This window comes from Halomonas kalidii (genome assembly GCF_030010475.1).
In the GTDB taxonomy this organism is placed as follows: domain Bacteria; phylum Pseudomonadota; class Gammaproteobacteria; order Pseudomonadales; family Halomonadaceae; genus Halomonas; species Halomonas heilongjiangensis.
This window is the reverse complement of the sequence record NZ_JASCQN010000054.1, coordinates 281,064-295,475: the sequence shown is the minus strand read 5'-3', so window position 1 is coordinate 295,475 and position 14,412 is coordinate 281,064. Positions and strand designations below refer to the sequence as shown.

Here is a 14,412-nt window from a genome sequence, read left to right as displayed (position 1 = left end):
GCCGCACCGCGGGCGGGGTTACCGGCAGGAAGCCGGCAACCTGCCCCGGTGGCCGGTGGCCTGCTGCATCAGCAGGCGCTTGAGCGGGCCCGACCGGTCGACACCGGACATCCCCAGGTTGCGCGCCAGGGTCAGCGCCGGGTGGCGGGCCCCGAACAGCAACCGGAAGCCGTCCATCAGCGCCAGCATCGTGGTATTGTCACCGCGCCGGCGCCGGGCATAGCGGGCCAGCAGCCGCTCGTCTCCCGGTGCCTCCCCGCGGGCACGCCCCCTCACCAGTTCCTCGGCCAGCACCGCCACGTCCATCAGCCCGAGGTTGACCCCCTGACCCGCCAGCGGATGGATGCTGTGGGCGGCGTCACCGACCAGCGCCAGCCCCGGCAGCACGTAGCGCGCGGCATGACGCTGGGTCAACGGCACCGCCAGGGCCCGGTCGATCACCGTCACCTCACCGAGGCGATGCTCGATGGCCCCGGCCATCTCGCGGGCCAGCGCCTCGGGCGGCAGGGCCACCAGGCGCTCGGCCTCGCCGGGCGAGGTCGACCAGACGATGGAGCAGTGGTGGCCGTCGCCGTCGACGATCAGTGGCAGGAAGGCCAGCGGCCCGGTGGGCAGGAACACCTGGCGGGCCACCTCGCCATGGGCGCGCGCCGTCCGCACCGTGGTCACCACCGCCACATGGCCGGTGTCGCGGGTGCTGACCCCGATGCCCGCCATCTCGCGCAGCGGTGAACGAGCGCCGTCGGCGGCCACCACCAGGGAGCCGGTCAGCCGGCGGCCATCCGCCAGCACCACCTCGCTGCCGCCCCCCCGCGCCTCGAGCCCGACCACCCGGGCACCGTAGTGGCGCCGCACCCCGGGCAAGCCGGCGAGGCGAGACTCCAGGGCGGCGAGGATCACGTCGTTCTCGACGATATGGCCCAGCACCGGCACCCCGGCCTGGTCGGCGGAGAAGTTGACCTCGCCGCTGCCCTCGGCGTCCCATACCTGCATGAAGCGGTAGGGGCTGACCCGTCGGTGCCGCATCCAGGCCCAGGCGCCGAGTCCCTCGAGCAACCGCTGCGAGACCGGGGTCAGGGCACTGACCCGCTTGTCCGGCCGGCCCAGGCCGATGTGCTCGGCGTCCAGCGGGGCCTCGCGGGCATCGAGCAGGGCCACCGCCACCCCGGCGTTGCCGAGCAGGCAGGCCAGGGACGCCCCCACCATGCCGCCGCCGACGATCACCACCTCGGCGGCGTCCCTCTCCCCACCGCGCTCCCGACCGTTCGGCGGCGGCGCCTGGTGATGCGTTTCCTGCATGTGGTTCTCCTATCGTTCCAGCCCCATGGCGCGCCGGGCCAGGGTGCGGCGCAACGGCCCCACCAGGTTCAACCCCACCAGTCCGGCGGCCCGAGCGTGGGAGAGCAGCGGGCTGTCGATCCCGAACAGGCGGATCAGGCCATCGCTGAAGCGGATCACGTTGTGGCGGTCGGCACCTCGCCGGGATTCGAAGTCGGCCAGCACGGCCATGCCGCCGACCGGCTCGCCGCGGGCCAGGCCATGCTCCAGGGCGGCGACCAGGTCCATCACCCCGCGCAGGGCCAGATTGAACCCCTGGCCGGCCACCGGGTGCAGCGAATGAGCGGCATTGCCCAGCACGGCGAGCCCGGGACGCACGGCCTCCCGGGCGGTGATCAGCGACAGCGGGTAGGCGTGGCGGCTGCCGACCCGGCGAAAGCGCCCGGCCCGCTCACCGAAGGCCCGCTGCAGCTCGGTGAGGAAGGCGCCATCGGAGAGTGCCAGCCGCCGTGTCTCGTGCCCCATGGCGTGGGTCCAGATCAGCTCCATGGCCTGGCCACGCAGCGGCAACAGGGCGATGGGCCCCTCGCCGGTGAAGCGCTCCCAGGCCACGCCATCGTGGGGCTCACTCACCTCCACGCTGGCGATCAGGGCCACCTGGTCGTAGGGCTGCTCGCGACTTTCGATGCCAAGCCGCTCCTTGAGGCCGGAGCGACCGCCGTCGGCCAGCACCGTCAATCCCGCCTGGAGCCGGCTGCCGTCGGAGAGGCGCAACCGATAGCCCCCCGCCGCAGGGCGTATCGTCTCGACCCGGGCGGGACAGTGCCAGGCCAGCGGCAGCAGCGCCAGCCGACGATGGAGCACGCGACCCATCCAGGCGTTGGGGATCACGTGGCCCAGCGCCTCGACGCCCAGCTCATCGCTGCGCAGCCGGGTCGCCCCGAGTCGGCCCTGCTCGCTGACGTGGATCCGGCGAATCGCTGCGGCCTGCTCGGCCATGGCCGGCCACAGGCCCATGCCCGCGAAGTGTGTCGCCGAGCCCTGGGCGATGGCACTGGCCCGGGCATCGAAGCTGGGTTGCCAGGGCGCCTCCGCCCGGTCGAGCAGGGGGGCGGCCTCGATCACCGCCACCGACAGCCCCCGCCGCTCGATCAGCGGCCCCAGGGCACAGCCCAGGCTCGCCCCCACCAGGCCGCCGCCGACGATGGCGATGTCCACCCGCTGCTCCGCGGCACCCGTCATCGAAGCCTCCTGATCATTTCATAATGTACTTTACATAAAGGCATTTCGCGGAGTTCCCGATTGGTCATTTCCTGGCCATCAGGGCCTCTATCTCGGCCACCCGCTTGGGCACCCCGGCGGTAAGCACCTCGTGGCCGGTGGCGGTGACCACCACGTCGTCCTCGATGCGGATGCCGATCCCGCGGAAGGGCTCGGGGATGTCGTCGTCGGCGGGCACGTAGAGCCCCGGCTCGATGGTCAGCACCATGCCCGGCTCCAGAGGGCGGGGCTGGTCATCCCGGCGGTAGCGGCCCACGTCGTGGACGTCGAGCCCCAGCCAGTGGGAGGTGGAGTGCAGGTAGAAGCGACGATAGCTCTCGTCGTCGATGCGGGCCCGGACCTCACCCTCGAGCAACCCCAGGCCGATCAGCCCCTCGGTGAGGCCATGCACCACCAGCTCGTGGATCTCGGCCAGGGTGGCACCCGGCCGCACGGCCGCCACGGCCCGCTCCTGCACCTCCAGCACCAGCTCGTAGAGCGCGCGCTGTGCCTCGCCGAAGCGCCCATTGACCGGGAAGGTGCGGGTGATGTCGCCGGCATAGAGGTCGAACTCGGCACCGGCGTCGATCAGCACCAGGTCGCCATCGTGCAGCGCCTCGCGATTCTCGATGTAGTGCAGCACACAGGCGTTGATGCCGCCACCGACGATACTGGCGTAGGCCGGGCCGCTGCCGCCCTGCCAGCGGAACTCGTGCTCCAGCTCTGCCTGCAGGTGGTATTCGGCAAGCCCCGGCCGGGCCGCCTGCATGGCGCGCACGTGGGCCCGGGCCGAGATGTCCGCGGCGTGACGGATCAGGGCCAGCTCGGTGTCGCTCTTGACCAGGCGTCGCTCGTGGAGCAGCGGGGCGATATCGGCGAAGGCCTCGGGCGGGCGAGCCCCGCGGCGCATGCGGGCCGCCAGGCGACCGCGCAGCTCGTCGGCCAGGGCGAGGGCCTCGGCGTCGGCCAGAGGCAAGTAGAGCGTACGGCGGCCATCGAGCAGCGCCTCGAGACGCGCGTCGCGCTCGGCATTCTCGAAGGCCTGGTCGACCCCATGCTCGCGGACGGCCCCCTCGGCGCCGAGGCGGATGCCGGTCCAGGCCTCCAGGGTCGGGTCGCGGTCCTGGCAGAACAGCACGCTCGCGCCTTCCTCACGGCCAGGCAGCAGGACCAGCAGGGCATCGGGCTCGGGAAAACCGGTCAGGTAGTGGAAGTCGCTGTCCTGGCGGAAAGGGAATTCGCTGTCGCGCGACCGGCTGACCAGGGCCGCGCCGGGCAGCAGCACGGCGCTGTCGGCCGGCAGCGCCTCCATCAGCGACTGCCGGCGGGCACGGTACTCGTCGTTGCCGATCGGGGCGGGGCGGGGCAGGATCTCGGGAAGCATCGCGGCTCCTCGGTGGTGGTGAGTGGGTGGCGGCGTCAGTGACGGGTCTCGTCATCGGTCCGCTCGACCTGCGGCTTGCCCGGATGCTGTTCGGTGTAGAGCAGCATGGCGGCCATGCGGGCATGCTCGGTCAGGGCGAAGAGGTCGTTCTCGTTCTCGGGGCTGTCGTCGATATCGGTCTCGATGCCGGCGATGCCTTCCAGGTCGTCCAGGGCCTCGCGCAGGGGCAGCGACCAGCCTTGCCGGGGCGCCTCGCCGGCATCCTGAACCACCTCGAGGAAGCCCAGCGTCCACTCCTTGAGGCCCTGGGCACGCTCGGCCAGGGAGAACAGCTCGTCCGGCAGCAGCGGCTCGAAGCCGAGCTCCGCCGCCGAGAGGGCGTCCAGGGCCTGGCGCCGCCAGGCCAGGAAGCGCTCGGCGGCTTGCGCGTCGCGAGGCTGCTCGACGCCGAGGGAGAGGCTGACCTGCTCGAGCCAGGCCTCGGCGGAGAGATCCTGGAGGGCCAGGGCGGCGCATAGCCTGCCGTCGAGGAAGGCCGGTGACTGCATGCTGCCATGCAGCAGGAAGAGGTCGGCGATGGTGGAGAAATCCAGGCGTTCGTTGATCAGTGACATAGCGAAAGTCCGTGATGGGGCCGTGCACGCAGAGGGCAACGATGTCCCCGGGCGCGTTGACCGCCCGAGAACGGCTCTCTTATAGTGAGGATCGAATCGATTCCATCCCTGGATGTTAACGCATCGGGCCACCGGGAGGCGCGGCCATCGCCCCCGCCCGACTGGACCGAACCGGAGCCCGTCATGACCGATGCCTCGCGGCCGACCACCGAAATCACCCTGCTGGGGCGTAGTTATGTCATCGCCTGCCCGCCGGACGAGCAGGACAAGCTCGAGCGGGCCGCCCGCTATCTGGATCGGGCCATGCACGGCATCCATGCCCGCGGCAAGGTGCTGGGTGCCGAGAAGATCGCCATCATGGCGGCGCTGAACATCACCAACGAGCTGCTGGAGACGCTCGAGGCCCAGCGCGAAGGCGAACAGAGTCTGAGCCAGTTGAGCGCCCGCCTCGAGCAGGCCCTCACCGACACGCCTCGCCGATAGGCAATCAGCGCTTTGGCCCCATCGCTCGCTCTGTTAGGATGAAGAGGTTCCCTGGGGTGTTTGCCAGTCGTTATCGTCCCTCGAGCCTATGCGCAGTACCCAGGGGGCCATATGCTAGCCGGACCCGTGTGCATGTCCGTGCGTCGGAAAGCCTGACGGTTCGGCTGCGGCCACCCACCTTGAACCACTGGGTTCAAGGGCCAGAACGACAGCGGCACTCTGGGGAACCTCATCCGACATGACCACCATGCAGGATATCGCCGCACCCTTGGCCTTCGACGGCCCCCGCCATGAGCTGCGCCGCGAGTTGCGGCGACGCCGGCGTGCCCTGACGCCGCGCCAGCGTCGCGACGCCTCCCGGCGGCTGTGTCGCCGGCTCCGACGACTTCCCGAAGTCCAGCGTGCCCGGCGCGTGGCCCTCTACCTGCCCAACGATGGCGAGATCGACCCCACGGGGCTGCTCCCCTGGTTCCAGCAGCGTCATGCCCGCGTGCATCTGCCGGTGCTCAAGCCGCTCTCCCACAACGCATTGTGGTTCGTCCACTACCATGCCGGCACCCCGATGACCGCGAATCGCTTCGGCATACCCGAGCCGAACACCCGCCATGGCGCCCACCGTGCCCGGCGGTGTGCGGCCTGGGCGCTGGACCTGATCCTGCTGCCACTGGTCGGTTTCGACGGCGATGGCCAGCGCATGGGCATGGGTGGCGGCTTCTACGACCGCACCCTGGCCTTCACCCGGCGCCCGGGGCCGCGCCCCCGGCTGATCGGCCTGGCCCACGATTGCCAGCGGGTCGAGCGATTGCCGGTCGCCCCCTGGGACGTGCCGCTGGACGCCATCGTCAGTGACGCGCGGATCATCCGCCCCTGAGACGCGAACGGGCCGATGCATCGCATCGGCCCGTATGTCTTGCGGGTCTGGTCATGGCGCTGTCGGCCGGCATCGAACTAGCTTCCCACCAGCGCCTGGGCATAGCCGGTTGCCACGACGCCGATGCCGAAGACCAGCAGCAGTGCCATGACCAGATCGGGCTTGCGCTTCATTGCCTACTCCGTTGGAGACTCGACCGCAAGAGGGCCGGAAGGTAGTGGTAAGGACCTTGTCGAAGTGTCGCCTCGCGCAGCCAATTAGGCCTCGGCAACGCTGTGACTATAGGGCTACCACCTGCATGATGACAACCGTCATCATGCAGGAGTTACATTTTTAAACACTCGGTAGCTCTCGGCTGCACCGTGAGTCAGTGCTCACACCGGTGTGACGTGCGGCTCAGGCCATGAACAGCCGATAGGCGGAGTTGTCCGACTCCTTCCAGTAGCGATACCCGATCTCGTCGAAGTACTCCTCGACATGGGAGCGATCGCCATTGGGCACCTGCATGCCCACCAGGACTCGTCCATAGGCCGCACCGTGGTTGCGGTAATGGAACAGCGAGATGTTCCAGTCCTGGGGCAGATGGGTCAGGAAGTTCATCAGCGCCCCCGGCCGTTCGGGGAACTCGAAGCGGTAGACCTCCTCGTCGAAACTCTCCTTCGGCCGGCCACCACCCAGGTGGCGGATATGCAGCTTGGCCAGCTCGTTGTCGGTGAGGTCCTCCACCGGATAGCCGGCCTCGCCCAGCTTCTCGATCAGCGCCTGGCGGTCCTGGCCTCCGGGCTTGACCTGCACGCCGACGAAGATATGGGCGTTCTCCGGGTCCGCATAGCGGTAATTGAACTCGGTGACCATGCGCTTGCCGATGGCCTTGCAGAATTTCTTGAAGCTGCCGGGCCGCTCGGGGATGGTCACCGCCAGGATCGCCTCGCGCTGCTCGCCGAGTTCGGTGCGTTCGGCGATGTGCTGCAGCCGATCGAAGTTGGTATTGGCCCCGGAGTTGATGCACAGCAGGGTCTGGCCCTCGGCCCCGGTCTGCTGGATGTACTTCTTGAGCCCGGCCAGCGACAGGGCGCCGGAGGTCTCGGATACCGCCCGGGTGTCCTCGAAGATGTCCTTGACCGCCGCGCACATCTCGTCGGTATTGACGGTGATGACGTCGTCGATCAGGTCGCGGATGATGGAGAAGGGCACCTTGCCGATCTGGGCCACGGCCACGCCCTCGGCGAAGACCCCGACCTGCTCCAGCACCACCCGCTTGCCGGCCGTCATGGCCGCCTTGAGGCAGGCGCTGTCCTCCGACTCGACGCCGATCACCTTGATGTCGGGGCGCAGGTACTTGATGTAGGCGGCCATGCCGGCGATCAGCCCACCGCCACCCACCGGCACGAAGACCGCGTCCAGGCGGCCGCTGTGCTGGTGCAGGATCTCCATGGCCACGGTGCCCTGGCCGGCGATCACGTCGATGTCGTCGAAGGGCGGGATGTAGGTGTAACCGTGCTCCTCGATCAGCTCCTGGGCATGCTCGGCGGCCGCCGCGAAGGCATCGCCCCTGAGCACCACCTTGGCGCCCCGCGCGCGCACCGCCTGCACCTTGATGTCCGGGGTGATGCGCGGCATCACGATCACCGCCTTGACGCCCATCAGCTTGGCGGCCATGGCCAGGCCCTGGGCATGGTTGCCGGCGGAAGCGGCGATCACGCCCTTGGCCTTCTGCTCCTCGCTGAGCTGGGCCATCTTGTTGTAGGCGCCACGAATCTTGAAGGAGAAGACCGGCTGCAGGTCCTCGCGCTTGATCAGGATCTGGTTGTTGAAGCGACGGGAGAGGAAAGGGGCCGGGGAGATCGGCGTTTCCCGGGCGGCTTCATAGACCCGGGCCTGGAGAATCTTCTTGACGGTAGCTTCGAGCATCCTGAAATCCCAGAGGAGTGACGCGGGGAGCCGCGGCGCCCTTTGCTGCGCCGCAGAGAACCCCTATTGGTAGCATCCCGATCGTGGATCGTCCAGCGCAGGGCCATCGGCAGTGGGCGCCGACTGGCCTATAATGGCGCGCACCTTTACCTGCCTTTCCATCCCACCCCCCAGCCACGGGAGAGAAGCCCCATGACCCAGGACGAATTGAAGGATGCCGTGGCCGCGGCCGCCATCGACGAGATCGCCCCCTCGCTCGAGAACGATACGGTGCTCGGCATCGGCACCGGCTCCACCGCCAATCTCTTCATCGACCGTCTGGCCGCTCTGCGCTACGACTTCAAGGGGGCGGTGGCCAGCTCCGAGGCCAGTGCCGAGCGCCTGCGCGGCCATGGCATCGAGGTGTTCGAACTCAACAGCGTAGGCACCGTTCCCTTCTATATCGATGGCGCCGACGAAGTGAACGCTCACTTGCACATGATCAAGGGCGGTGGAGCGGCCCTGACCCGCGAGAAGATCGTCGCCGCCTGCGCCGAGAAGTTCATCTGCATCGCCGACGCCTCCAAGAAGGTCGAGCGGCTGGGCGAGTTTCCGCTGCCGGTGGAGGTGATCCCCATGGCGCGCTCCTACGTGGCCCGGGAACTGGTCAAGCTGGGCGCCGATCCGGTCTACCGCCAGGGCGTGGTCACCGACAACGGCAACCAGATCATCGACTGCTTCGAGTTCATGATCGACGACCCGGTGGCCATGGAGGCGCGCCTCGACGCCATCGTCGGCGTGGTCACCAACGGCCTGTTCGCCGCTCGCGGCGCCGACGTGCTGCTGCTGGGTACCGAGAGCGGCGTGGAGCGGCTCACCCCGGCCTGAGGTCGGCACCAAGGAGAGTGAGCGCTCACTCACCCGACAGCAGTCTCGCCAGGCCCTCCAGGGTGGTCGCCAGGGCGCCACGGTTGGCGGCCACCACCCGGCGTCCGGCGTCGGCCAGGCGTCGGCATTCGGCCCGGTCGGCGAACAGAAGGGCCAGGGCAGCGGCCAGCGCCTCGCCGTCGGCCACCTCCACCAGGGCATCGGCCTCGCGCAGCACCTCGGCGACGTCCTCGAAGTTGGCGAGCTCGGGGCCGGTGAGCACCGGCACCCCCATGGCGACCGGCTCGAGCAGGTTGTGGCCGCCGATCGGCACCAGGCTACCGCCGACGAAGGCCAGGTCGCCGGCGCCGTAGAGGGCGAGCAGCTCGCCCATGGTGTCGCCCAGATAGACCACCGTGCGCTCGTCGGGCCACTCGTCGCGGGAGCGTCGCACCATGGCCATGCCCTGCTCCCGGCAGAGCACGGCCACGGTATCGAAGCGCCGGGGATGGCGGGGCACCAGGATCAGCAGGGCGTCCGGCACCGTCTCGAGCAGCCGGGCATGGGCGGCCAGCAGTTGCTCGTCCTCGCCGGGGTGGGTGGAGCCGGCCACCCAGACGGGGCGCTCGCCCAGCCGCGTGCGCAAGCGCTCACTCACCTCGAGCGCCCCGACATCCGGCGAGATGTCGAACTTCAGCGACCCCGCCACCTCGGCATGGGCCGGTTCCATGCCCAGGGCCTGGAAGCGTGCGGCGTCGGCGTCGGACTTGGCGGCCAGCCAGTCGACCCGGTTCAGGGCGTCCCGCATCAGCGGACGCAGGCGTCGGTAACCCTGGAAGGCCCGCGGCGACAGCCGGCCATTGACCACCGCCACGGGGACGCCTCGCCGCCGGCAGGCGTGGAGCAGGTTGGGCCACAGCTCGGTCTCGAAGAACAGCGCCAGTTCCGGGCGGAGACGGGCGATGAAGCGCTTCGCCGCGCCGGGGAAGTCCAGCGGCACGAAGGCATGGCGAAGGCGCGGCGGTTCGCCGGGTTCCGCCAGCACCTCGCGCAACGCTTGCACGCGCTCGGCGCCGGTGGCGGTCATGGTGGTCACGGTGAGTCGGTGCCCCGGGTAGTGCGCCAGCAGCGCCTCGATCAGCGGCCGGGCGGCCTGGACCTCGCCCACCGAGGCACAGTGCAGCCAGATCGTTCGCTCACCGGCCGGCGCGGGAGGAAGCAGGCCCAGCCGTTCCCGCCGGGGGCGGCCGGGCAGCCGTTCGCGCCAGACCCGCCGCCAGATCAGCGGCGCGAGCGCGTAGAGGGCCACCGAGTAGAGCCGGCGCGCCCAGGAGGCTCCCTGCCGGGCGGCCATCAGGTCTCGCGGTCGAGGATGGTGGAGATCATCGCCGTGGTGGAGACGCCATCCTCGAAGCCCAGCACCCTTACCTCGCCACCCGCCTCACGCACGGCCTCGCCGCCGGCGATCTGCTCCGGGCGATAGTCGCCGCCCTTGACCAGCACGTCCGGCAGCACCGCCTCGATCAGCCGCTGCGGGGTGTCCTCGGCGAAGGCGACCACCCAGTCCACGGCCCCCAGGCCGGCCAGCACCTGCAGGCGCCGCGGCAGCGGGTTGATGGGCCGCTTGGGGCCCTTGAGCCGGGCGATGGAGGCGTCGTCGTTGACCGCCACGATCAGCCGGTCACCGAGCTTGTGGGCCTGCTCCAGGTAGGCCACGTGGCCGGCGTGCAGGATGTCGAAGCAGCCGTTGGTCATCACCACCCGCTCGCCGCGGGCCTGGGCGGCACGCACCGCCTCGATCAGCGGGGCCTCCTCGATGACCCCGAACTCGGCCAGCTTGTCGCCGTGCAGGGCGGTGTAGAGTTCGGCGATGGAGAGCGTGGCGGTGCCCGGCTTGGCGACGACCAGCCCGGCGGCCAGGTTGGCCAGGGTCATCGCCTCTGGGAAGCCGTGGCCGGCAGCCAGCGCCAGCCCCAGTACGCCGATCACGGTGTCGCCGGCGCCGGTGACGTCATAGACCTCGCGGGCCCGGGTCGGCAGGTGCAGCGGCTCGTGATCGCCGCGGATCAGGGTCATGCCCTTCTCGCTGCGGGTGATCAGCAGCGCCTCGAGCTCGAGCTCGGCACACAGTGCCGCGCCCTTGGCAGCGAGTTCGGCATCGTCTCGGCAGTGCCCCACCACGGCCTCGAACTCGGTCAGGTTGGGGGTGATCACGCTCGCCCCGCGGTAGCGGCGGAAGTCGTTGCCCTTGGGGTCGACCAGCACCCGCTTGCCGGCGCCACGCACCAGGCGGATCAGCGCCTCGACCCGGTTGAGGGTGCCCTTGCCGTAATCGGAGAGGATCACCAGGTCGCAGTCGGGCAGGGCCGCCTCGACCCGCGCCAGCAGCCCCGTGGTATCGACCTCGCCGAGCCCCTGCTCGAAGTCCAGGCGGATCAGCTGCTGGTTGCGGCTCATCACCCGCAGCTTGGTGATGGTGGGAACGCCGGGGCTGCGCTCGAAGTGAGTACTCACTCCGGAGCTCTCCAGCCGGCTGCTCAATCGGTCGGCGTTGTCGTCATCGCCGACCATGCCGGCCAGGGCGGCCTGGGCCCCCAGGGAGGCGATATTGAGCGCCACGTTGGCGGCACCGCCGGGCCGGTCCTCGGCCTCCTCCACCCGCACCACCGGTACCGGCGCCTCCGGCGAGATGCGCGAGGTACCGCCGTGCCAGTAGCGGTCGAGCATCACATCGCCCACCACCAGCAGGCGTGAGCGTTCCATGGCAGTCAGATCAAGCTTCATCGGCAGGGGACTCCGTGTCCGGGTGAGCGGTGATGGTGTCGAGCACGGCATCGAGTCGTTCGATCACGTCCTCGGCACGGATCAGCGACATGGCATCCGGGTGGCGCACCCGCTGGCCCCAGGAGACCTCCTCGGGCGACTTGTGCAGGTAGCACCGCACCGCCTGCGGATAGCGGTCGACCACGAACTCGCGCCAGAGGTAAGGAGCGGCGCGGTCGGGATTGGTGGTGGCATAGAGGCCCACCACCGCGGTGCCCAGGGCGTTGGCCATGTGCACCGGCCCCGAATCGGGCGCGACGACGGCACGGGCCCGGGCGATCAGCGCCAGCAGCCCCTTGAGCGAGGTGCCGCCGATGGCGTCGATCACCGCCTCCGGCCGGCTGAGCGCCTGGATGCGCTCGCCCATCTCTCGCTCCTGGGTACTGCCGCCACCGGTGAGCACCGCCTTCAACCCGTCCTTTACCCAGGCATGCTCGATCACCGCCGCATAGCCCTCGGCAGACCAGTTGCGGAAGTTGCGCAGCCGGGGATTGGCGCAGGGGCTCAGCAGCAGGTAGGCGGCATCACCGGTCAGGGCCCGGGCCTCGTCGAAGGCGGCCGCGGGCACCGGCAGGTTCCACTCCAACGGGTGCTCCTCGACCCCCAGCAGGCGGGCGAAGTCCATGAACGACTCCAGCACATGGGCCCGGGGATGGGGTGCAAGCCGACGATGGGTGAACCAGTGCTGGGCGTCCTTGGCACGGGCCTTGTCATAGCCCACCCGGACGTCGGCCTTCAACCCCAGAGAGAGGACACTGGCGCGCAGCGCCTGCTGCATGTGCAGCAGGACGTCGAAGCGGGTGTCCGCGAGCTCGCGCCACAACTGCCGCATGCCGGCCACGCCGGAGGCCTTGTCGTAGACGACGAACTCGACCCCGGAGAGGCCGGCCAGTAGACTGTGCTCGCCCTTGCCGATGATCCAGGTGATACGCGCCTCGGGCCACTGGCGCTGCAGGGCGCGTACCGTCGGCACCAGGTTGCAGACATCGCCCAGGGCGGAGAGTCGCAGCACGCCGATGTGCCGAGGTTGGGCGGGCAGAGGATGCTTCATGCGCTTGGCAACATTTCGAACGGGAAAGGTTTCCATTCTATATGATGCGGACAGTTTATGTGACGCCGGCCCGGTGCCACAAACCGACCCGCCGATTGTGCCGCAGGCCTTCGATCCCGACCACTGGCGGAGGAAGGGGCGCGTCGTCGGCGAGGCCCCGGGGCGCGGTGCCAGCCTGTTTCTCGATGCCGGGCGCGACCAGTGGGTGCTGCGTCCCTATCGCCGCGGCGGCCTGATCGCCCGGATCAGTACCCGTCGCTACCTGTGGACCGGTCTCGAACGCACCCGTGCCTTCCGTGAACTGCGCCTGACCGCCGAGCTCTACTCCCGCGGCCTGCCGGTTCCCCGTCCGGTGGCCGCCGCCGTGACCCGGCACGGCGTCACCTATGAGGCGGCGCTGATCACGGTTCGCCTGCCCGGGGCCCGCGCCCTGGCCGCGTGCCTGTCCGGGGAGGCGAACCACGAGCCCTTGCTGGAAACCGTCGGCGCCACCGTCCGGCGCTTCCACGATGCCGGCCTCGACCATGTGGACCTCAATGCCCGCAACCTGCTCGTCGACGAGCGCGGCCGGGTCTGGCTGATCGACCTCGACCGCTGCCGGCTGCGGGCCCCGGGCGCCTGGCAGGCGGCCAACCTCGAGCGCCTGCAGCGCTCGCTGGTCAAGTTCGAGGCCGCCGCGGCCATGGCCGCCATCCGGCGGGGTTATCACACGAGAGCGACCTGACCCCGCTCACCTCAGCCGCCATACTCCTCGGTCAGGGCCGTCACATGGGCCGCGAGGGTGAAGTCCCGGCGAATCCGTCGGCGGGCCGACTCGCCCAGCCGTCGGCGCAGGTCCGCGTCGACGATCAGCTCGGCCATGGCCTCGGCCCAGGCAGCGGGCGCTTCCGGCGCGGCCAGGCGTCCGGTCCCGGCGTCGATCAACTCGGGAATGGCGCCGCTGTCGGCACCGACGACCGCCTTGCCGGCCGCCATGGCCTCGATCACCGTCAGCCCGAAGGCCTCGTTGCGCGAGGGGACGCAGACGACGTCGAGAGCCTCGAACAGCCGAGGCAGGTCGCGGCGAAAACCGGTGAAGGTGATCCGTGACTCGAGGCCCAGCGCGGCGACACGCTCCCGCAACGCCGCCACGTAATCCTCGTTGCTACCCTCGCCAGCCGTCAGGCCACCGATCAACACGCCGTGCCAACACAGGTCCGGGCGGGACTCGGCCAGTCGCGACAGGGCCTCGATCCACACCGCCTGCCCCTTGCCCGGGGTGAGTCGCCCCGGCAGGCCGATGGCCACGGCCCCCTCGGGAATCCCCAGCTCGCGCCGCAGCGCCTCGCACGCCTCCCGCGACAGTCGTGGCGCATAGGCTGCCGGATCGATCCCCAGGTAGAGGCGGCGAATGCGCGCGGCCGGCAGCGGAAAGGCCGCCAGGTTGCGTTGTCGGGTCGCGTCGCTGATGGCGAACAGCCGGGTGACGCGCCCGTAGGCCCAGCGGTGGTAGGGGTCCTTCTTCGGCCGCGTGACGCCCATGTGGTCGGTGTAGAAGAGCCTCAGCCCCGGCCTGAGGGTCGCCAGCAGCGCCCCCAGCCGCAGGTCGCCGGACTTGTGGCAGTGCAGCACACGAATGTCGTGGCTCTTCAGGTAGGCGAGGATCCGCGCCACCGCCAACAGCGCCCGGGGCGGCGTCGACACCACCAGCGGCGAGACGCCGGCCTCCTCCAGGCTCGCGGCGACGCGCGAGTCGGCCAGGGCCAGGCCATGAGGCTCCCACCCCTGACGCTTCAGCTCGGGTATAATCCGTGAGGGATACATTTCCAGTCCGCCCCAGCCGCGCGAGAGGCAGATATGCATGACCTTGTGGGACAAGGTTGACTCCTTTCCGGTGTCGGGGCCCGGGAGC

The 14,412-nt window shown here is 69.9% G+C and carries 13 protein-coding genes and 1 other RNA gene; 5 read left to right on the top strand and 9 right to left on the bottom strand.

Features of this window, described 5'->3' with window-relative positions; all coding sequences use genetic code 11:
- Window positions 1–18: 18 nt before the first annotated feature.
- The 4 genes from QLQ85_RS21875 to QLQ85_RS21860 all read right to left on the bottom strand — a co-directional run bounded on the left by QLQ85_RS21875 (window position 19) and on the right by QLQ85_RS21860 (window position 4,536).
- Window positions 19–1,299, bottom strand: coding sequence for a UbiH/UbiF/VisC/COQ6 family ubiquinone biosynthesis hydroxylase (locus tag QLQ85_RS21875; RefSeq protein ID WP_282740917.1), 1,281 nt, complete (start codon window positions 1,297–1,299; stop codon window positions 19–21).
- A gap of 9 nt (window positions 1,300–1,308) precedes the next feature.
- Window positions 1,309–2,520: a 2-octaprenyl-6-methoxyphenyl hydroxylase gene (gene ubiH / locus QLQ85_RS21870; protein WP_282740916.1), complete on the bottom strand. Its 1,212-nt coding sequence runs from the start codon at window positions 2,518–2,520 to the stop codon at window positions 1,309–1,311.
- 64 nt (window positions 2,521–2,584) lie between these two features.
- Complete coding sequence (gene pepP, locus QLQ85_RS21865) at window positions 2,585–3,922, bottom strand: Xaa-Pro aminopeptidase (protein WP_282740915.1); 1,338 nt, start codon at window positions 3,920–3,922, stop codon at window positions 2,585–2,587.
- Between the two features lie 35 nt (window positions 3,923–3,957).
- Complete coding sequence (locus tag QLQ85_RS21860; protein WP_282722486.1) at window positions 3,958–4,536, bottom strand: UPF0149 family protein; 579 nt, start codon at window positions 4,534–4,536, stop codon at window positions 3,958–3,960.
- A gap of 183 nt (window positions 4,537–4,719) precedes the next feature.
- Here QLQ85_RS21860 and QLQ85_RS21855 point away from each other — a divergent pair, with 183 nt between their 5' ends.
- The 3 genes from QLQ85_RS21855 to QLQ85_RS21845 all read left to right on the top strand — a co-directional run bounded on the left by QLQ85_RS21855 (window position 4,720) and on the right by QLQ85_RS21845 (window position 5,890).
- Complete coding sequence (locus QLQ85_RS21855) at window positions 4,720–5,019, top strand: cell division protein ZapA (protein ID WP_102626504.1); 300 nt, start codon at window positions 4,720–4,722, stop codon at window positions 5,017–5,019.
- A gap of 45 nt (window positions 5,020–5,064) precedes the next feature.
- Window positions 5,065–5,249, top strand: a non-coding RNA gene (gene ssrS / locus QLQ85_RS21850) — 6S RNA.
- Between the two features lie 8 nt (window positions 5,250–5,257).
- Window positions 5,258–5,890 (top strand): 5-formyltetrahydrofolate cyclo-ligase, encoded by a 633-nt coding sequence (locus QLQ85_RS21845; protein WP_282740914.1) that lies wholly within the window; start codon window positions 5,258–5,260, stop codon window positions 5,888–5,890.
- Window positions 5,891–6,286: 396 nt separating this feature from the next.
- On the opposite strand, the gene ilvA is transcribed toward QLQ85_RS21845, so the two are convergent.
- Window positions 6,287–7,801, bottom strand: coding sequence for a threonine ammonia-lyase, biosynthetic (ilvA, locus tag QLQ85_RS21840; protein ID WP_282740913.1), 1,515 nt, complete (start codon window positions 7,799–7,801; stop codon window positions 6,287–6,289).
- A gap of 192 nt (window positions 7,802–7,993) precedes the next feature.
- On the opposite strand from ilvA, the gene rpiA reads away from it, so the two are divergent.
- Window positions 7,994–8,668 (top strand): ribose-5-phosphate isomerase RpiA, encoded by a 675-nt coding sequence (gene rpiA, locus QLQ85_RS21835; protein ID WP_282740912.1) that lies wholly within the window; start codon window positions 7,994–7,996, stop codon window positions 8,666–8,668.
- Between the two features lie 25 nt (window positions 8,669–8,693).
- Here rpiA and waaA read toward each other — a convergent pair whose 3' ends face one another.
- Genes waaA through QLQ85_RS21820 form a run of 3 tightly spaced genes read right to left on the bottom strand, consistent with a single transcriptional unit; the run spans window position 8,694 to window position 12,521 of the window.
- Complete coding sequence (waaA, locus tag QLQ85_RS21830) at window positions 8,694–10,001, bottom strand: lipid IV(A) 3-deoxy-D-manno-octulosonic acid transferase (RefSeq protein WP_282740911.1); 1,308 nt, start codon at window positions 9,999–10,001, stop codon at window positions 8,694–8,696.
- The gene (gene hldE, locus QLQ85_RS21825) at window positions 10,001–11,431 is read right to left on the bottom strand and encodes a bifunctional D-glycero-beta-D-manno-heptose-7-phosphate kinase/D-glycero-beta-D-manno-heptose 1-phosphate adenylyltransferase HldE (RefSeq protein WP_282722491.1); all 1,431 of its coding nucleotides are present in this window, start codon (window positions 11,429–11,431) and stop codon (window positions 10,001–10,003) included. Before hldE ends, waaA begins: the two co-directional genes overlap by 1 nt.
- Window positions 11,421–12,521, bottom strand: coding sequence for a glycosyltransferase family 9 protein (locus QLQ85_RS21820; RefSeq protein ID WP_282740910.1), 1,101 nt, complete (start codon window positions 12,519–12,521; stop codon window positions 11,421–11,423). Before QLQ85_RS21820 ends, hldE begins: the two co-directional genes overlap by 11 nt.
- Between QLQ85_RS21820 and QLQ85_RS21815 the strand changes: the two genes are divergently transcribed.
- Window positions 12,520–13,245, top strand: a complete 726-nt coding sequence (locus QLQ85_RS21815; protein ID WP_282740909.1) for a 3-deoxy-D-manno-octulosonic acid kinase — start codon at window positions 12,520–12,522, stop codon at window positions 13,243–13,245. The two genes, QLQ85_RS21820 and QLQ85_RS21815, sit on opposite strands and share 2 nt — an antisense overlap.
- A gap of 11 nt (window positions 13,246–13,256) precedes the next feature.
- Here QLQ85_RS21815 and QLQ85_RS21810 read toward each other — a convergent pair whose 3' ends face one another.
- The gene (locus QLQ85_RS21810; RefSeq protein WP_282740908.1) at window positions 13,257–14,378 is read right to left on the bottom strand and encodes a glycosyltransferase family 4 protein; all 1,122 of its coding nucleotides are present in this window, start codon (window positions 14,376–14,378) and stop codon (window positions 13,257–13,259) included.
- Window positions 14,379–14,412 lie beyond the last annotated feature (34 nt).